This is a genomic window from Streptomyces sp. SAS_281, assembly GCF_052542855.1.
In genome coordinates, this window is the sequence record NZ_JBMNDO010000012.1 from 71,506 (window position 1) to 92,630 (window position 21,125).

The following is a 21,125-nucleotide window of genomic DNA, read 5'->3' on the forward strand; positions in this document are numbered from 1 at the left end:
ACATCGAGTGGCTGAAAATTTCCGGGCGAGCGGGCCTGGCATATGTCCTTGGCCGGCCTTCTCGCACGTCGTGGCCGTACGGGCCGATAAGTAATGGTCCGAATTCGTCTCTTGGGCCGTCGGTGGTCCTCTATGGTGATTGGCGTGAACGGGCGAAGCCGGATGACCGGCCGGCCATCGGCGTTCCGCCGGTATCCCGAGGCGTAACGTATCTCCGTCCCGCGCGGCCGGGTTTGCGTGGTAGGGGTGGGCGGACCGGCGGCGGGGGAACGGTGAATCCGTGCGGCAGGCCCGCATATATCTGAAGAACATGCGGTGGCATGTGGAAAAACAAGTGGGGGGACGGTCGTGACCAATCCTTTCGATGACGAGTCGGGTCGGTTCGTGACGCTGGTGAACGGCGAGGGTCAGTATTCGCTGTGGCCGGCGCACATCGAGGTTCCGGGCGGCTGGAGCGTCGGCGGCCCGGAGGGTTCGCGACAGGAGTGTCTCGACGCCATCGAGGCCGCGTGGACGGACATGCGGCCCGCAGGCCTGGTACGGGCGATGGAGTCGGAGGCCGGGTAGGGCGGCGGCGTGTGTGTCTGCGGGCCGAGTCGGTCCGCAGACACACTCCTGCCTCATTCGATCGGTGTCGTTCCTGTCCGGTCACATTCGATCAGGTCGACGTGGTGATCGATCGCGCTTCGGTGAGAAGTGTTCATGTCGCTGTCACGCCGCTTTATTTCCTCATTGATGGACTGCGCATCGGCCCGTCCTCGATAAGTGAAGAAAACCGAGCCCCCTCCCGGGTTTCGTGACGGGAAGTCGCTCCGTGGTGCCCGACGTCATGGGCGCGGTGATGTCCTCCTCGCTTTTTCCCGCCCGTTGCCGTCCATGGACGTCACACCGGCACGGCCGGCTTCGTCCTGCCCTCTTCGTCCCCCGCAAGCTCTCCCCGAAGGTGTGTCCCGGCATGCGCGAAAACGGCTCCGCCTCCCCGCGATCCGCCCCCTCTCCCGAAGAGTTCTTCGGGACGACCACAGCCCAGCAGGGCGTTTGGTACGGGCAACTCGTCGACCCCGACAGCCCGAAATACAACATCGGCGAATGCTTCGAGATCCGGGGCGACCTGGACGAGGCGCTATTCGCCGCCGCCGTCGACCGGGCCTTCGAGCTGTGCGACAGCCTCAACCTCGAGTTCGTCACGGAGGGCGACGTCCTCCTCCAGCGCATCGTCCGCGAGCCCGGCGCCCGCCGGCTCCGGATCGTGGACCTGTCCCGGGCCGCCGACCCCGCCGCCGAGGTCGAGCGCTACCTGGCGACCGACATGGCCACGCCCGACACCCTGCGCCGCCCCCGCCACCACATGGCCCTGCTCCGCGCCGGGGACGGGCTGTCCTACTGGTACGTCCGCTTCCACCACATAGCCGTGGACGGGCTCGGCGGCGCCGTCTTCACCCGTATCGTGGCCGATCTCTACGGACGCGCGGTGCGGGGCGAGGACCTCGCCGAGGTCACGCTGCCCGCGGCACCCCTGCGCGAACTCGTCGCCGACGAGACGGCCTACCGGGAATCCGGCCGCTTCGAGGCCGACCGCGCCTACTGGACCGCCCGGTTCGCGGACCCGTCCCCCGACGCCACCACGGACGACGACACGCACAGCGGCAGGACGCTCATCCGCCGCCGCACCGATCTCCCCGCCCCGGCCGTCCCCGGCGCACCGGCCACCCCCGGCACCCGGCTGCACACCGGCGAGTCCTTGTCCGCCGAGGTCTTCGAGGACCTGCGCCGGCTCGCCGCCGCCCACCGCACCACCTGGAGCGCCGTCCTGGTCGCCGCGGTCGCCGCGTACACCGCCCGGGTCACCGGCACCCGCGAGGTCACCGTGGGCCTCGCCTCCAACGGCCGGCACGGCGGGCTGCGGCACATCGTCGGCATGACCGCCAACATCCTCCCGCTGCGCCTGACCCTCACCGACGCCATGTCAGTCGGCGACCTCGTCCGCGCGGCCGCGGCCGAGATGCGCGGCGCCCTGCGCCACCGCCGCTTCTCCCGCGAACAGCTCGCCCGCGAACTGAACACGGGCGACGACGCGGCCCGCCTCACCGGCATCGTCGTCAACATCATGGGCTACGACTACGACCGGGACTTCGCCGGAATTCCCGCGCCCTCCCGAGTGCTGTCGGTCGGCCCGGTGGACGACGTGTCGCTCTTCGTCTCCGAACGGGCCGAGGGCAAGGGGCCGTTGATCGGGTTCGACGCCCGGCCCGACCTCTACCGACCCGAGGACGTGCGGCTGCACGAGCAAGCCGTCGTGTCCTTCGTCTCCGCCCTGGCCGCCGCCGGCCCCGGCCTGCCCCTGGGCGACCTGCCGCTCGTGGACGAAGCCGCCGCCCCCGCCCTGCGCGCCCAGGGGCTCGGCACCGACCTGCCCGAGCAGGCCGTCGCGCGGACCCTGCCCGAAGCGTTCCGGGACCAGGTGCGCCGGACCCCGGACGCCCCGGCCGTCGTGGACGGGGCGCACACCCTCTCGTACCGGCAGCTGGACCGGACGGCCGAGGACCTCGCGAGCGCGCTGACCGGCTGGGGCATCGGTGCCGAGGACGGCGTCGGGGTGCTCCTGGGGCGCTCGGCCGCCGTGCCGGCCGCCACGCTCGCCACCGTCGCCGCGGGCGCCGCCTACGTCCCCATGGACGCGGCCTGGCCCGCCGAACGGCTCGGCCGCGTCGCCGAGTCGGCCCGCGTCCGCGCCCTGATCGCCGACGAGAGCACCGCCCGCGAACCCTGGGTCCGCGAGGCCGCCGCCCAGCTGCCGCTCCTCGTCGTGGACGCGTGCGGCCGGGTGCTCGACGGTGCCCCGGACGGGCCCGGGCCACTGCCCCGGATCAGCAGACCCGACCGGCTCGCGTACGTCATGTTCACCTCCGGCTCCACCGGACTGCCCAAGGGCGTCGGCGTCACCCATGCCGACGTCCTGGCCCTCGCCGCCGACAGCGCCTGGACCGACGGGGTGTCCGACGCGGTCCTCATGCACTCGGCGTACGTCTTCGACGCCTCCACCTTCGAACTCTGGGTGCCGCTCCTCAACGGCGGCCGGGTGGTCGTCGCCCCCGGTGGCGTCCTGGAGGCGCGCGTCGTCCGCGAGGCGGTGCGACGGCACGGTGTCACCGCGCTGTTCCTCACGACGGCCCTGTTCAACGTGATGGCAGAGGCGGACCCGGCGGTCTTCGCCGGGCTGCGCGCGGTCGCCGCCGGCGGTGAGGCCGCGACCCCCGGCCTGATGCAGCGGGTGGCCGCCGCCTCACCCGGCACGCTCGTCCTGCACGTGTACGGCCCCACCGAGACCACCACCTTCGCCACCCGCCACCCCGTCACCGCCGACACCTCCGGTGCGCCGCCCATCGGCCGCCCGCTGGACGGCATGGGCCTGTACGTCCTCGACGGCACCCTGGCCCTGGTGCCGCCCGGCGCGGTGGGGGAGCTGTACCTGAGCGGGCACGGCGTCGCCCGCGGCTACCAGCAGCGCGCGGCGCTCACCGCCACCCGCTTCGTCGCCGACCCGTACGGGGCGCCCGGCAGCCGGATGTACCGCACCGGCGACCTCGTGCGCTGGACCGCCGCGGGCGACATCGAGTACGTCGGGCGCGCCGACGGCCAGGTCAAGCTGCGCGGCTTCCGCATCGAACCGGCCGAGACCGAGCACGTCCTGCTCGCCGAGCCGGACGTGCGCGGCGCCTGCGTCGTCGTCCGCGAGGACACCCCCGGCGACCGCAGGCTCGTCGCCTATGTGGTGCCCGCCCCCGGTGCCCGCACGGACACCGCCGCGCTCGCCCGCCGCGTCGGGCGCACGCTGCCCGCGTACATGGTGCCGTCCGCCTTCGTCGTCCTCGACGCCCTGCCCCTCAACCCCAACGGCAAGGTCGACCGGCGCGCCCTGCCCGCACCCCGGACCGCCACCGGCACCGGCCGGGCGCCGCGCACCGCGTACGAAGAGGTGCTCGCCGGGCTGTTCGCCGACATCCTGGGCGTGAGCGCGGTCGGGGTGGACGACAGCTTCTTCGCCCTGGGCGGTCACTCGCTGCTCGCCACCCGCCTCACCGGCCGGGTCAGGGCCGCCCTCGGCGTCGAACTCGCCCTGGCCACGCTCTTCGACCACCCCACGGTCGCCTCCCTGGCCGCCGCCCTGGACACCGCGGGCGCCGCCCGGCCCGCCCTCGTACCGCAGCCCAGGCCCGAGGCGCTGCCGCTGTCCTTCGCGCAGCAGCGCCTCTGGTTCCTCAACCGGTCCGAGGCGCCCGGCGACACCTACAACGTCCCGCTCGTCCTGGAGCTCGACGGCCCGCTGGACGCCGAGGCGCTGCGCCGCGCCCTGGCCGACGTGGCCGTCCGGCACGAGAGCCTGCGCACCGTCTTCGCCGAGCACGACGGCGTCGCCCGGCAGCGCGTCATCGACGCGGACGCCGCCGCGTCGCTCGTCCCCCTCAGCGTGGAACACCGTCCGGCGGACGGAGACGCGGACGCCTGGGAGGCGGAGACGGTACGCCGACTGAGCACCGCCCCCTTCGACTTGAGCCGGGACCCCGCCGTCCGCGCCCGCCTGCTCCGCCATGGGCCCGCCCGGCACGTCCTGGTCCTCGTGCTGCACCACATCGTCGCCGACGGCTGGTCCCTCGCCCCGCTCTGCCGCGACCTCTCCGCCGCCTACCTGGCCAGGACGCAGGGCACCGGCACCCCCGACTGGGCGCCGCTGCGCGTGCAGTACGCCGACTACACCCTCTGGCAGCACCGGCTGCTCGGCGACGCCGGCGATCCGGACAGCCTCGCCGCCCGGCAGGCCGCCTTCTGGCAGGAGGCGCTGCGCGGCGCCCCCGGCCTGCTGGACCTCCCCCTCGACCGGCCGCGCCCCGCCGTGCCCAGCCACCGGGGCGCGTCCGTCCCCTTCGACCTGCCCGCCCCGGCGCACGCCGCGCTCGTCCGGCTCGCCCGCACCGCGGGGTGCACACCGTTCATGGTGCTCCAGGCGGCCCTCGCCGTGACGCTCGGCGCCCACGGCGCGGGCAGCGACATCCCGCTGGGCACGGCGGTGGCCGGACGCACCGACGAGGTGCTGGACGATCTGGTGGGCTTCTTCGTCAACACCGTCGTCCTGCGGACCGACCTCTCCGGCGAGCCGACGTTCCGCGAACTCCTCGACCGGGTCAAGCAGTCCGACATCGCGGCCTTCGGCCACGGCGACCTGCCCTTCGAACGGATCGTGGAGGCCGTCAACCCGGAACGTTCCGGTGACCACCACCCCCTCTTCCAGACGATGCTGGTCCTCCAGAACCAGGACCGGGCCGAACCGGAGCTGCCGGGCATCACCGTCCGCGACCGGTCCCGGCACCAGGGCGGGAGCAAGTTCGACCTCACCTTCTCGCTGACCGAAACCGCCGGGACCGCCGAAACAGCAGAGGCCGCGGAGGCGCCCAGGGGCATCGGCGGCTACCTGGAATACGCGACCGACCTCTTCGACGCCGCCACGGCCCGCGCCCTCTGCGCCCGCTTCGCCCACGTCCTCACCCAGGCCGTCGCCGGCCCGGGCCGCCCCATCGGCGACCTGGACCCCCTCACCCCGGCCGAGCGGGACGACCTCCTCGCCCGGGGACACGGTCGGCCCCGGCCCCTGCCCGCGCTCACGGCCCCTGAAGCGGTCCGGGAACAGGCCCTGCGTACACCCGGGGCCGTGGCCGTGCGCGACGCGCACACCCACCTCACCTACGCCGAGCTCGACGCCCGGGCCGACGCCCTCGCCCACACGCTGCGCGAGCGCGGTGCGGGCCGGGAGACCAGGGTCGCCATCGCCGCGCAGCCCTCCGTGCACACCGTCGTCGCGATGCTGGCCGTGCTGCGGTCCGGCGCCGCCTACCTGCCGGTCGACCCGGCCTACCCGCCTGCCCGCATCCGCCACATGCTGGACGACGCCCGGCCCGTCCTGGTCCTCACCACCGGCGACGTACCCACCGGCGACATCCCGCGGCTCGCTCTCGACACCCCGCTCCCGCCCGCCGCTCCGCTCCCGCACACTCCGCACCCGGCGGATCCCGCGTATGTCATCTACACCTCCGGGTCCACCGGCCGCCCCAAGGGCGTGGTCGTCACCCACGGCGCCCTGGCCAACCACATGGCCTGGATGGCGCGACACCTGACGGTCACCCAGCAGGACCGGGTCCTCGCGAGGACGTCCACCAGCTTCGACGCCTCCGTGTGGGAGGTGTGGCTCCCGCTGATGTACGGCGCCGAGGTGTGCGTGCTGCCGTCCGGAGCCAACACGGAACCGGACACGCTGGTGTCCTGGATGAGCCGGTTCGGCGTCACCGTCGCCCAGTTCGTGCCCTCGCACCTCGCCCTCGTCCTGTCCGAGGCGGCCGACGCCGCGCCGCTGCCCGGCCTGCGCGCCGTCCTGTGCGGCGGCGAGCCGCTGCCGCGCGCCCTAGCCGAGGAGACGGCCGCGCGGTGGGGCGCGGAGGTGCACAACCTGTACGGGCCGACCGAGGCCACCATCGACGCGACCGCCCGCCGAGTGCCCGCCACGCCGGACACCGCGTACGAGACCGTGCCGATCGGCCGGCCCGTCGACACCATGCGCGCCTACGTCCTGGACCACCGGCTGCGGCCCGTCCCGCCCGGGGTCACCGGTGAGCTCTACCTCTCGGGCCCCAACCTCGCCCGCGGCTACCTGGACCGGCCCGGGCCGACCGCCGCCCGCTTCGTCGCCGACCCCTTCGAGGGCGCCGGCGCCCGCATGTACCGCACCGGCGACCTCGTCCGGTGGAACGCGGCCGGACTGCTCGACTACGTGTCCCGCGCCGACGACCAGGTCAAGCTGCGGGGCTTCCGCATCGAACCCGGCGAGATCGAGGCCGCCCTGCTCGCCCGTCCCGGGGTCACCGCAGCCTGCGCGGTGATCCGGGAGGACTCGCCGGGGGACCGCCGGCTCGTCGCCTACGCCGTCACCACGGACGAGGGACCGCGCCCGGCCGCCCTCCGCGACGACCTCGCGGAGGCGCTGCCGCACTACATGGTGCCCGCCGCGGTCGTCGTCCTGGACGAACTGCCGCTCCTGCCCAACGGCAAGACGGACCGGCGCGCCCTCCCCCCGCCGGACGACGAGCCCGGGCACACCGTTGAGGGCTCCGGCGCGCTCAGCCCGCGCGAGGACCTGCTCGCCGGGATCCTCGCCGATGTGCTGGGCCGCCCCGCCGTCGGACCGCACGACAGCTTCTTCGATCTGGGCGGGCACTCGCTCCTCGCGATGCGCGTCGTCAGCCGGGTCCGCACGGTCCTCGGTGCCGACCTCGCCGTACGCACCCTGTTCGAGCACCCGACCGTCGCCGGGCTCGCCCGGGCCCTGGACAGCCAGGGGCGGACCCGCCCGCCGGTTCTGCCGGTCGCCGAGCGGCCCGAACCGCTGCCGCTGTCGTACGCGCAGCAGCGGCTCTGGTTCCTGAACCGGCTCGAAGGCCCCAGCTCCTCGTACAACATCCCGCTGGTGCTCGACATCGAGGGGCCGCTGGACACCGACGCCCTGCGTGCCGCCCTCCGGGACGTCGTGGAACGGCACGAGACGCTGCGCACCGTCTACCCCGAACGGGAGGGCGTGCCCCACCAGTCGGTGCTGCCCGCCGATGCCGTCGCGCCCCGGCTGCCTGTCGAGGGCACGGCCCCGGTCCGGCTGGAGGCGGCCGTCACCGCTGCCGTGGACGAGCCGTTCGACGTGGTCAGTGATCCGCCGCTGCGGGTCAGGCTGCTGCGCACCGCGCCCGGCCACCACGTCCTCGTGCTGGTCCTGCACCACATCGCGGGCGACGGCTGGTCCCTCGCCCCGCTCGCCCGCCACCTGGGCGACGCCTACCGGGCCCGCCTCGCCGGTCGGGAGCCCGAGGCAGGCGCCGGGATCCAGTACGCGGACTACACCCTGTGGCAGCAGGCCGTCCTGGGCGATCCGGACGCCCCCGGCGGTGTGCTGCGCGAGCAGCTGGACCACTGGCACGCCGCGCTCGCCGGTCTGCCGGGGCTCATCGACCTGCCGCTCGACCGCCCGCGCCCGGTCACCACCGATCCCTCGGGGGGTGTGCACGCCTTCGACGTACCACCCGCGCTGCACGCCGAACTCATGCGGGTGGCGAGAGAGTCGGGCACGACACTGTTCATGGTGCTCCAGGCGGCCGTCGCCACGCTGCTGCACCGGCACGGCGCGGGTGACGACATCCCCCTCGGCACGCCCGTCGCGGGCCGCACCGACGAGGCGCTGGAAGACCTGGTCGGGTTCTTCGTCAACACCCTCGTCCTGCGCACCGACCTGTCCGGCGCCCCCACCTTCGGTGAACTCCTGCGGCGCGTCCGGGAATTCGACCTCGGTGCCTACGCGCACCAGGACGTGCCCTTCGAGCGGCTGGTGGAGAGCGTCAACCCGGTCAGGGCCCGCAACCACCACCCCCTCTTCCAGACCATGCTGGTCCTCCAGAACCAGGAGGCCGTACGCCCCGAGCTGCCGGGGCTCGACGTCGAGGACCGCCTCGTCCACAACGGCCTGAGCAAATTCGACCTCACCTTCGCCTTCGGTGAGGAGCGGGGCGCGGGCGGACTCACCGCCGGGATCGAGTACGCCACCGCCCTCTTCGACCGCGTCACCGTCGAGGCCCTGGCGGCGCGCCTGCTGCGGCTGCTGGAACAGGTGGCGGCCGACCCCGGCCGGCCCCTCGCGGACTACGACCTGCTCACACCCGATGAGCGCGACCGCACCGCCCACCGGGGCACCGGTCGCGAACTGCCCGCCCCTGCACCGGACACCACCCTGCCCGCGCTCTTCGCCGCACAGGCCCACCGCACCCCGGACGCCGTGGCCGTGACCGGCGACGGCGCCACCCTCACGTACACCGCGCTCGACACCCTCACCGCCGAGCTCGCCCGCGCCCTCGCCGGCCTCGGAGCGGGCCCCGAGACCGGCGTCGGCGTCCTGCTCTCCCGGTCACCGGCCGTCGTCGCCGCGTCCCTCGGCGCCGTGCGCGCCGCCGCCGCGTACGTGCCGATGGACGCGCGCTGGCCCCGCGAACGGCTCGACCAGGTCGCCGACGTGGCGGACGTGCGGGTCCTCGTCGTGGACGAGCCGGCCGCCGAGTCCGCCTGGGTCAGTGAGGCAGCCCGCCGCATCCCGGTCCTCGTCGTGGACCGGGCCGGCCGCGTCCTGCGCGGCGCGCCCCCGGCACCCGGCAGGACCGCCGCCGTACCGGGCCCGGACTCGCTCGCGTACGTCATGTTCACCTCCGGCTCGACCGGCCTGCCCAAGGGCGTCGGGGTCAGTCACGCCGACGTGGCGGCGCTGGCCGAGGACTCCGCCTGGGGGGACGGCGCGGCCGACGCGGTCCTGATGCACTCGGCGTACGTCTTCGACGCGTCCACCTTCGAGATGTGGGCGCCGCTCCTGCGCGGCGGCACGGTCGTCGTCGCACCGGAGGGCGTCCTGGAGGCCGGGACGCTCCGCGAAGCCGTACGCGAACAGGGCGCCACCGCCGTGTTCCTGACGACCGCTCTGCTCAACGTGATCGCGGACACCGACCCCGGCGCCTTCGCCGGCCTCCGCCTCGTCTGCGCGGGCGGCGAGCTCGCCTCACCCGACGCCATGCAGCGGGTCGCGGGCGCCGCGCCCGGCGTACGCGTCCTGCACGTGTACGGCCCCACCGAGACGACCACCTTCGCCACCCGCTACGACGTGGCGGCCGACCTCCCGGCGGGCCCGCCGCCCATCGGCCGGCCCCTGGACGGCATGCGGCTCCACGTGCTCGACGGCTCGCTCGGCCCGGTCCCGGCGGGTGTCACCGGCGAGCTGTACCTCGCCGGGCGCGGCGTCGCCCGGGGCTACACCGGCCTGCCCGCCCTGACCGCCACCCGGTTCGTCGCCGACCCCTTCGACCCGGACGGCGGGCGCATGTACCGCACCGGCGACCTCGTGAAGTGGACCCCGGACGGGCAGATCGCCTACGTCTCCCGCGCCGACAGCCAGGTCAAGCTGCGCGGCTACCGCATCGAACCCGGCGAGATCGAGTCCGTACTCGCCTGCTGCGAGGGGGTCGCCGACTCCTTCACCGTCGTACGCGAGGACGTCCCGGGCGACCGCCGCCTCGTCGCGTACGTGGTGCCCAACGGGACCGTCCACCCCGACCCGGCCGACCTCGCGGAAGCCGTCGGCCGGTCCCTGCCCGCTTACATGGTGCCCTCCGCGTTCGTCCTGATCGACGCGCTGCCGCTGACCGTCAACGGCAAGGTGGACCGGCGCGCGCTGCCCGCGCCCGCAGAGCACACCGCGCCCCGCGGGCGCGCCGCCCGCACCGCGCGCGAGGAGATCGTCTGCGGTCTCGTCGCCGACGTCCTCGGCCTCCCCGCCGTGGGCGCCGACGACGACTTCTTCGCCCTGGGCGGCCACTCCCTGCTCGCCACCCGGCTCGTCGCCCGGATCCGGACCGCGCTCGCCGTCGAGGTCCAGGTCAAGGCGGTCTTCGAGCACCCCACTCCCGCCGCGCTCGCCGCCGCCCTCGACGGTGCCGAAGCGGCCGCCCTGCCACTGGTGCGCGCACCGCACCGGCCGGACCCGCTGCCGCTGTCCTTCGCGCAGCAGCGCCTGTGGTTCCTCAACCGGTTCGAGGGCCCCAGCCCCACCTACAACGTGCCGATGGTGCTGCGCCTGGAAGGACCGCTCGACGCCCCGGCCCTGGAACGCGCCCTCATGGACGTCGTGGAGCGGCACGAGAGCCTGCGCACCGTCTTCCCCGAGACCGGCGGGGTGCCCCGTCAGCTCGTGCTCGCCGCCGACCACGCCGACCTGGACCTGACCCCCCGGGCCGTGCGCCCGGACGGCCTGGACGAAGCCCTGGCCGCCGAGGTGGCGCACGCCTTCGACGTCACCGCGGACCTGCCGGTACGGGCCCGGCTGCTCGGCCTCGGCGCCGAGTCCCACGTACTGGTCCTCCTCGTCCACCACATCGCGGGCGACGGCTGGTCGCTCGCCCCGCTGGCCCGCGACCTCGGCGACGCCTACCGCCACCGCACCCGGGGCGAGGCGCCCGACCTGCCCGGACTCCGCGTCCAGTACGCCGACTACACCCTCTGGCAGCGGGCCCTCCTCGGCGACGGGGACGACGCGGGCAGCCGGGCCGCCCGACAGCTGGACTTCTGGCGCACCGCCCTGGCCGGCAGCCCCGGCCTCCTCGCCCTGCCCCTGGACCGGCCGCGCCCCGCCGCCCTCACGTACCGGGGCGACGCCCTCGCGTTCCCCGTGGACGCGGACACGCACCGGGCGCTCGCCGAGCTCGCCCGCGCCCGGGGATGCAGCCTCTTCATGGTCCTCCAGGCTGCCCTGGCCGTCCTGCTCTCCCGGCACGGCGCCGGCCAGGACATCCCCCTCGGCACCCCCGTCGCCGGACGCACCGACGAAGCCCTGGACGACCTGGTGGGCTTCTTCGTCAACACGCTCGTCCTGCGCACCGACCTGTCCGGCGACCCCGCCTTCACCGAAGTCCTCGACCGGGTCCGGACGTTCGACCTGGCCGCCTACGCGCACCAGGACCTGCCGTTCGAACGCCTGGTGGACGCCCTCGCCCCGGACCGGGCACAGGACCACCATCCGCTGTTCCAGACCATGATCGTCCTCCAGAACCAGGCGGACACCGCGCTCGGCCTCGACGGTCTCACCGTGACCGGGCAGCCCGTGCGGACCGGGATCAGCAAGTTCGACCTCACCTTCACCTTCACGGAGACCCGCGACGACGCGGGCCGGCCCACCGGGCTCGACGGTCACCTGGAGTTCTCCACCGATCTGTTCGACCCCGCCACCGCGCACGCCCTCGCCGCCCGCCTGACCCGCCTGCTCGCCTCGCTCGCCGCCGATCCCGGCGGACGCGTCCGCACCGCCGCGTTCCTGGACGCGGCCGAGCGCGCCGCACTGGACCGGGCCGCCCCGGGGCCCGTCCGCCCGGTCCACGCCCGGACCGTCCCCGAGGCGTTCCGGGCCCGGGCCGCCCGGACGCCCGGGCGGATCGCGGTCCGGGCCGGTGCCCGGCAGCTCACCTTCACGGAGCTGGACGCCCGCTCCGACGACCTGGCCCACCACCTCCACGACCGGGGCATCGGCCGCGGCGACCTCGTCGCCCTCGCCGCCGACGGCACCGCCGACCGGGTCGTCGCGATGCTGGCGGTCGCCAAGGCCGGGGCCGCCTGCCTGCCCGTCGACCTGGACTACCCCGAAGCCCGCGTCGCCCACATGCTGGACGAAGCCCGCCCGGCCCTGTTCCTGGTCCACGACGCGGCGCGCGCCGCCCGGTTCACGGCCGTGCCCCGCCTCGCGCTCGGCGACCCGTCCGCCTGGCCGGCCGGACGCGGGGCACCACCCGCCGCCGCGCCGGGCCCGGACGACGCCGCGTACGTCATCTACACCTCGGGCTCCACCGGCCGGCCCAAGGGCGTCGTCGTCACCCACGGCGCGCTCACCAACCACATGGCCTGGATGGCCGGCCACTTCGCCCTCACCGACGACGACCGCGTCCTCGCCCGCACCTCGCCCAGCTTCGACGCCTCCGTGTGGGAGACCTGGCTGCCCCTGCTGCACGGCGGCGCCACCTGCCCGGTACCGGCCGCGCTCAACCACGATCCGGCCGGGCTGCTGGCCCGGATGCGCGACGAGGGCGTCACCCTCGCCCAGTTCGTGCCCTCCCACCTCGCGCTCCTCCTCACCGAGACCGGGGCCGAGGCGGCGCCCCCGGCGCTGCGGGCCGTCGCGTGCGGCGGCGAGCCTCTGACCCGCGCCCTGGCGGACCGGGTACGGCGGGCCTGGGCGGCCGAGGTGCACAACCTCTACGGCCCGACCGAGACCACCATCGACGCCACCGCCCACCAGGTGCCCACCGGGGACGCGGGGGAGGAGGGCGGGGTCCCGCTCGGCCGTCCCGTCGACAACACCCGCGCCTACGTCCTGGACACCGCGCTCCAGCCCGTACCGGCCGGAGTCACCGGCGAACTCCACCTCGCCGGCGACGGCCTCGCCCGCGGCTACCTCGGCCGCCCCGGGCTCACCGCCACCCGCTTCGTCGCCGACCCCTTCGGCCCGGCCGGCAGCCGCATGTACCGCACGGGCGACCTCGTCCGCCGGGACGCCGACGGGCTCCTCCACTACGTCTCCCGCGCCGACGACCAGGTCAAGCTCAACGGCTTCCGCGTCGAGCTCGGCGAGATCGAGGCAGCCCTCACCGCCGTCGACGGCATCACCGCCGCCTGCGCCCTCGTCCGCGAGGACCGGCCCGGCGAACGGCGCCTGACCGCGTACACCGTGGGCGCCCGCCTCACCGACGGCGCGCTGCGCGCCCGGCTCACCGCGGCCCTGCCGCCGTACATGGTGCCCGCCGCCTTCGTAGCCCTGGACGCGCTGCCGCTCCTGCCCAACGGCAAGACGGATCGCGCGGCCCTCCCCGAACCGGAGCGCCCGGACGCCGCCCGGCCGGGCCGTGAGCCCCGCACCGCGCCCGAACGCGTCCTGTGCGAGGCGTTCGCCTCCGTCCTGCGCGCGCCCGCCGTCCGCAGCGACGACGACTTCTTCGCGCTCGGCGGCGACAGCATCCTCTCCATCCAACTCGTCAGCCGCGTCCGGGAGGCCGGGCTCGCCGTCACCCCCCGGGACGTCTTCCTCCACCGCACCCCCGAGGCGATCGCGGCCGTCGCCGCACCGCTGGACGACACCCCCGGCGAACCGGACGGCCACGGCACCGGCACGATGGAACCGACCCCCATCGCCGCCTGGTTCCTGGAACGCCCCGGCACCACCGACGGCTACAACCAGTCCGGTGTGCTGAGCACCCCCGCCGGTGCCCGCGAGGACACCCTCGTCGCCGCGCTCCAGCTCCTCGCCGACCACCACGACATGCTCCGCCTGCGCGTCACCCGCACCGCCGGGGGCGAGCCCGTACTGGAAACGCTGCCGCCCGGCGCCGTCGCGGCCCGGCGCCGCTTCACCCGCATCGACATGGCCGGGCTCGACGCGGACGCCGCCCGGGCCGCGCTCACCGAAGCGGGCGAACGGGCCCGCGGACGGCTGCGGCCCTCCGCCGGTGCCGTCTTCGAAGCCGTCTGGGGCGACGCGGGACCCGGTGTCCGGGGGCGGCTGCTCCTCGTGGTGCACCACCTGTCCGTCGACGCGGTCTCCTGGCGCATCCTCGCCGACGACCTCGCCCACGCCTGGCAGGTGGCCACCGGCACGGCATCCGCGCTGCCCGCCGCCACCACCTCGTACCGGCGCTGGTCCCAGCTCCTCGCCGAACAGGCCCGCACACCGGCCCGCACCGGCGAACTGCCCCTGTGGGAGGAGGCGCTGCGGACACCGGACCCCCAGCTCGGATACCGGCCGCTCGACCCGTTCCTGGACACCGCCGACGGCACCCGCACCCTCACCACCCACCTGCCCGCCACCTGGACGAAGCCCCTCCTCACCACCGTTCCCGGAGCCTTCCACGCCGGAGTCGACGACATCCTGCTCACCGCGCTCGCCCTCGCCGTCAACACCTGGCGGGGCCGCCCGGACACCGCCGTACTGCTCGACCTGGAGAGCCACGGCCGGGAGCAGATCGCCGACCACATCGACCTGTCCCGCACGGTCGGCTGGTTCACCAGCCTTTACCCCGTCCGGGTCGATCCGGGCCCCCTGGACGTCCGTGACCCGGCACGCTTCGACGGCTCGCTCGTTGAACGTGCGGTGAAGCGCGTCAAGGAACAGCTGCGCACCGTCCCCGACCACGGCGTCGGCCACGGCATGCTGCGCCGTCTCAACCCCGTCACCGGTCCCCGCCTGGCCGCACCCGCACCGCAGATCGGCTTCAACTACCTGGGCCGGTACGCGGCCCCGGGCCAGGCCGCGGGCGGCGACTGGGAGGTCCTCCTCGACGCCGGCGGACCCCGCAGCCAGGATCCCGGCATGCCCGTGCACCACGTTCTCGACATCAACGCGCACACCGAGGACCTGCCGGAGGGCCCGCGCCTGGTGGTCCGCTGGACCTGGCCCAGCGACCTGCTGAAGGAGGAGGACGTGGGCGCACTCGCCGAGGCGTTCAACCGCGCCCTGCGTGCCGTCGCGGAACACGCGGAACAGCCCGGGGCAGGCGGCTACACGCCGTCCGACCTTCCCCTGGTGTCGCTCAACCAGGCCCAGATCGACCGACTGCAGAACAAGTGGGGTGGACGCAAGTGAACGGGTTCCAACTGGAGGACGTACTCCCGCTGACGCCGCTGCAGGCCGGGATGTACTTCCACGCCTTGTACGACTCGCACGCCGTGGACGTCTACACCGCGCAGTTCGTCTTCGACCTCGAAGGACCCGTCGACGTCCCCACTCTGCGCGCCGCCGTCGCCGGCCTGCTCCGCCGCCACGCCAACCTGCGCGTCGGCTTCCTCCACGAGGACCTCGACGAACCCGTGCAGGCCGTCGCGGCCGAGGTCCCCGTACCCTTGGAGGAACTGGACCTGACCGGGGCCGACGAGGTGCCCGACCGCCTCACCGCCTTCCTCGCCGCCGACCGCACCCGCCGCTTCGACCTGGCCGCACCGCCCCTGATGCGGTTCACCCTGGTGCGGACCGGGCCGGACCGGCACCGCCTGGTCATGACGAGCCATCACATCCTCTTCGACGGCTGGTCGCTGCCGCTGCTCGTTCGGGAGCTCTTCGAGCTGTACGCGGCCGGCGGCGACGACAGCGCCCTGCCGCGCGTCACCCCGTACCGCGCCTACCTCGTCTGGCTCTCCCGGCAGGACCGCGCCGCCGCCCTCGCCACCTGGTCCGACGCCCTCGCCGGCATCGAGGCGCCGACCCTCCTCGCGGAGCGGGACGGCCCGGACGGCGCCGCCGAACTGCCCGAGACGCTCGTCCTCGACCTGGACGCGGCCGTCACGGACCGGTTGCGCGAGACGGCCCGCGCCCACCGCCTCACCCTCAACACCCTGATCCAGGGCGCCTGGGGGCTGCTGCTCGGCCACCTCACCGGACGGTCCGACGTGGTGTTCGGCACCACCGTGTCCGGGCGCCCGCCGGAGCTCCCCGGCGTCGAGTCCATGGTCGGCCTGTTCATCAACACCGTGCCCGTGCGGACCGGCCCCGCGTCCGGCGAGACCCTGGCGGAGTTCCTGACCCGGCTCCAGGCCGAGCAGGGCCGGCTCCTCGGCAGCCAGCACCTGGGCCTCAGCGACATCCGGGGCGTCACCGGCCTCGACGAACTCTTCGACACCCTCGTCGTGTTCGAGAACTACCCGATGGACGCCGAGGCCCTGCGCACCGCCCAGCGCGGACTGCCCGGTCTCGCCGTCACCGGCTTCAGCGGCACCGACGCGGCCCACTACCCGCTCACCCTCACCGTCGCCCCCGGCGACGCCCTGCGGATCACCTTCGGCTACCGGGCCGCCGTGCTCGACCGCCAGGAGGTGGCCGAGACCGTCTCGCGCATGCGGCAGCTGCTGACGGCCATGGCCCAGGACCTCGGCCGGCGCGCCGACACCGCACCCTTCCTGCTCGACGGCGAACGCGACCGGCTCGTCGCCCGGGGGACGAGCGCCGCCCTGCCCGGCGGCACCACGGCCCTGAGCATCCCGGAGACCGTCGCCGACCGGGCCGCCCGCCACCCCGACGCGGTGGCCGTCTCCGGCGCCGGCGAGCCGCTGACGTACGCACAGCTCACCGGCCTCGCGGACCGGCTCGCCGCCGCCCTGACCGGGCTCGGGACCGGGCCCGAGGACGGCGTCGGCATCCTCGTCGCCCGCTCGGCCGCCACCGTCACCGCCTCGCTGGCCGCCCTGCGCGCGGGCGGAGCCTACGTACCGCTCGACCCCCGCTGGCCCACCGAACGGCTCAACCGGGTCACTGAGGTCGTCCCCCTGCGCGTCCTCGTCGTGGACCGGACCACCGCCTCGCTGCCGTGGGTCCGCCAACTCGGCCCGGACACCGCCGTCCTGACCGTCGACAGCACCGGCCGCGTCCTCGCCGGCGGCCCCGCCGCCCCCGGCCCGCTCCCCGCCGCACCGGGCGGCGACCGGCTCGCGTACGTCATGTTCACCTCCGGCTCCACCGGGCTGCCCAAGGGCGTCGGCGTCAGCCACGGCGACATCGCTGCCCTGGCCGCCCACCACGGCTGGGACGGCGCCGCCGACGCCGTCCTGCTGCACTCCGCGTACGTCTTCGACGCCTCGACCTTCGAGCTCTGGGTCCCGCTCCTGCGCGGCGGACGCGTCGTCGTCGCCCCGGAGGGCCCGCTCCAGCCCGACACCCTGCGGGAGCTGGTGGCCCGGCACGGCGTCACGGCCGCCTTCCTGACGACGGCCCTCTTCAACGTGCTGGCCGAGACCGACCCCGGCTCCCTCGGGCAACTGCGCCTGGTCGCCGCCGGCGGGGAGGCCGCCGCGCCCGGGGTCATGCAGCGCGTCGCCGCAGCCCACCCCGGGACGACCGTCCTGCACGTGTACGGGCCCACCGAGACCACCACCTTCGCCACCGCCCACCACGTCGGCCCCGGCCACACCCCCGGGGGTGCCCCGCCCATCGGCCACCCGCTCGACGGCATGCGCGCCTACGTCCTCGACGCCGCCCTGAGCCCCGTCCCGCCCGGCGCCGAGGGCGAGCTCCACCTCGCGGGCCCCGGCGTCGCCCGCGGCTACCTCGGCCGGGCCGCCCTCACCGCGACCCGCTTCGTCGCCGATCCCTTCGCCGGCGACGGGGCACGCATGTACCGCACCGGCGACCTGGTGCGCCAGGACGCCGACGGCACCGTGCGCTACGTGGCCCGGGCCGACCAGCAGATCAAACTGCGCGGCCACCGCATCGAACCCGCCGAGATCGAAACGGTCCTGCGCGACCACCCGGCGGTGCGCGCCGCCTGCGTCCTCGTCCGCGAGGACCTGCCCGGCGACCGCACCCTCACCGCCTACGTCGTCCTCGCGCCCGGTGAGTCACCCGACCCCGGACTGCTCGCCGCCCACGTCGGCCGGCTGCTGCCCGCGTACATGGTCCCGGCCGTCGTCCAGCCGCTGGACGCCCTGCCCCTGACCCCCAACGGCAAGATCGACCGGGCCGCTCTGCCCGCGCCCACCGCACCCCGCACGGCGGCGGGGCGGGCACCGCGCAGCGCCATGGAGGAGATCCTGGCCGGACTGTTCGCCGATGTGCTCGGCGTGGACCGGGTCGGCACCGACGACAGCTTCTTCGCCCTGGGCGGCCACTCCCTGCTCGCCACCCGCCTCGTCGGCCGCATCCGCACTGCCCTGCACACCGAGACCGACATCCGCACGCTGTTCGAGCACCCCACGGTCGCCACGCTCGCCACCGCCCTGGAGGGCGCGGAGGGCGGCACCCGGCCCGCCCTGGTCCCGCAGCCACGCCCCGCCGAACTCCCGCTGTCGTACGCCCAGCAGCGGCTGTGGTTCCTGCACCGGCTCGACGGGCCCTCCGCCACGTACAACATCCCGCTCGCCGTACGCATCGACGGACCGCTCGACGCCGACGCCCTGTGCACTGCCGTGGCCGACGTCATCGCACGGCACACCGCCCTGCGCACCGTCTTCCCGGAGGGTGAGGGCGGGCCGTGCCAGCACATCACCGCGCCCGGCGACGTCGTCATCCCGTTCGCCATGGAGAGCGTCGAGGAGGCGAAGCTGCGCCACCGCGTCGCCGCCGCCACCGCCGAGGCCATCGACATCGAGCGCAGCCTGCCCCTGCGGGCGACCCTGCTCCGCCTGGCCCCCGACGCCCATGTCCTGGTGCTCGTCGTCCACCACATCGCGGCCGACGGCACCTCGCTCGCGCCCCTCGCCCACGACCTGGGCCTCGCCTATCGCGCCCGCGCCCGGGGCGAGGCGCCCCCCTGGGCACCGCTCCCCGTCGACTACGCCGACCACACCCTCTGGCAGCGCGACCTGCTCGGCGACGAGAAGGACCCCGACAGCCTCGTCTGCCGGCAGCTCTCCCACTGGCGGCACGCGCTGGACGGGCTGCCCGAGGCGATCGAACTGCCCCGGGACCGGCCGCGCCCCGCCACCTCCCGGCACACCGGCGCCACGCTCGGCTTCTCCGTGGACCGCGCCACCGCCCGCCACGTGACGGAACTCGCCCGCGCCTGCGGCTCCAGCGCCTTCATGGTCCTCCAGGCCGCCCTGGCGACGGTCCTGTCCCGGCACGGCGGCGGCGAGGACATCCCCCTGGGCACCGCCGTCGCCGGACGCACCGACGAGGCGGCGAACGGTCTCGTCGGCTTCTTCGTCAACACCCTCGTCCTGCGCACCGACCTGAGCGGCGACCCCACCTTCCGCGAACTCCTCGGCCGGGTGCGGGAGTTCGACCTCGCCGCCTACGCCCACCAGGACGTGCCCTTCGAGCGGCTGGTCGAACTCCTCAACCCCGCGCGCGCCCAGAGCCACCACCCGCTCTTCCAGACCATGCTGGTCCTCCAGAACCAGGCACCCGCCGCCATCGACCTGCCCGGCCTCACCGTCACCGGAGTGCCCGCCGAGGCGGAGGTCAGCAAGTTCGACCTGTCGTTCGCCCTCACCGAGACCTACGACGACACCGGCGCACTCGACGGCATGCGGGGCACCGTCGACTACGCCACCGAACTCTTCGACGCGCCCACCGTCCAGGGCCTCGCCGACCGGCTCGTGCTGCTCCTGGGCGCCGTCACCGCCGACCCCGACCGCCCGCTGCACACGTACGACCTGCTCACCCCGGCCGAGCGCGACCGCCTCACCGCCCTCGGGACCGGGCCCGCCGCGGACCTGCCCGCCACGACGGTCCCCGCCCTTTTCGAGGAATGGGCCCGGCGCACCCCCGCCGCCCCGGCCGTCCGCGACGCGCACACCACCCTCACCTACGGCGAACTCGACGCCCGGGCCGACGCGTTGGCCCGCCACCTCACCGAACGGGGCGTGCGCCCCGAGGACCGGGTGGCCGTCGCGCTGCCCCGGACGTCCGAGCTCGTCGTGGCCCTCCTCGGCGTCCTGAAGGCGGGCGCCGCCTATGTGCCGCTGGACCCCGACTACCCGGCCCAGCGCCTGTCCTACATGCTGGACGACGCGCGCCCCCGCCTGCTCCTCACCACCCCGGCACTCCACCGCCGCCTGCCCGCGCACCCGGTACCGCACCTGTACACCGACGACCTCGCCGCGAGCGGCCCGGCACCCCGGCCCGTCCGCGCCGACCCGGCCCACCCGGCGTACGTCATCTACACCTCGGGCTCCACGGGCCGCCCCAAGGGCGTCGTCGTCACGCACCGGGGTGTGCGGGCGATGGCCGCGACGCAGAGCGAGCGGCTGCGCGTCGGACCGGGCAGCCGGGTGCTGCACATGGCGTCGGTCAGCTTCGACGCCGCGTTCTGGGAGCTGTGCATGGGGCTGCTCACCGGCGCCTGCCTGGAGATCGACACCCGCGACGCCCTGCTGCCGGGACCGGCCCTCGCCGGACTGGTCCGCGACCGGGGCGTCACCCACCTCACCATCCCGCCCGCCGCCCTCGCCGTGATGCCCCCGGACTCCCTGCCCGCCGGCCTCACCATGGTCCTCGCCGGAGAGGCGTGCCCGCCCGCCCTCGTCCACGCCTGGGCCCGGGACCGCTTCCTCGTCAACGCCTACGGTCCGACGGAGACCACCGTCTGCGCCACCATGAGCACCTTCCAGCACGCGGAAGGACCCCTCGCCCCCGACCGCACCGTCCCCATCGGCGCCCCCGTCGACGGCACCCGCGTGTACGTCCTGGACGACCGGCTGACCCCCGTGCCGCCCGGTGTCACCGGCGAGCTGTACGTGGCCGGTGAGGGCGTCGCACGCGGCTACCACGGCCGGGCCGGCCTCACCGCCACCCGCTTCGTCGCCGACCCGTTCGACCGGGCGGGCGGCCGGATGTACCGCACCGGGGACCTGGTGCGGTGGACGCCCGACGGGCGCCTCCTCTACATCTCCCGCGTGGACGACCAGGTCAAGCTCCGCGGCTTCCGCATCGAACTCGGCGAGATCGAGGCGGCGCTCACCTCGCACCCCGGGGTCGCCGCCGCCTGCGCCACCGTCCGCGAGGACCGCCCCGGGGGGGGGGGGGGGGGGGGGGG

The 21,125-nt window shown here is 75.0% G+C and carries 3 protein-coding genes; all 3 read left to right on the forward strand.

Going from position 1 to position 21,125, the window contains the following annotated elements; genetic code table 11:
• The first annotated feature begins 348 nt into the window (after positions 1-348).
• Entirely contained in the window at positions 349-567 is a 219-nt protein-coding gene (locus ACN6LM_RS07330; protein WP_445064444.1) for an MbtH family protein, read from the forward strand.
• 388 nt (positions 568-955) lie between these two features.
• Positions 956-15,244: an amino acid adenylation domain-containing protein gene (locus ACN6LM_RS07335; protein WP_445064445.1), complete on the forward strand. Its 14,289-nt coding sequence runs from the start codon at positions 956-958 to the stop codon at positions 15,242-15,244.
• The coding region (locus ACN6LM_RS07340; RefSeq protein ID WP_445064446.1) for an amino acid adenylation domain-containing protein at positions 15,241-21,125 on the forward strand (5,885 nt) is incomplete at its 3' end. The genes ACN6LM_RS07335 and ACN6LM_RS07340, both read left to right, overlap by 4 nt.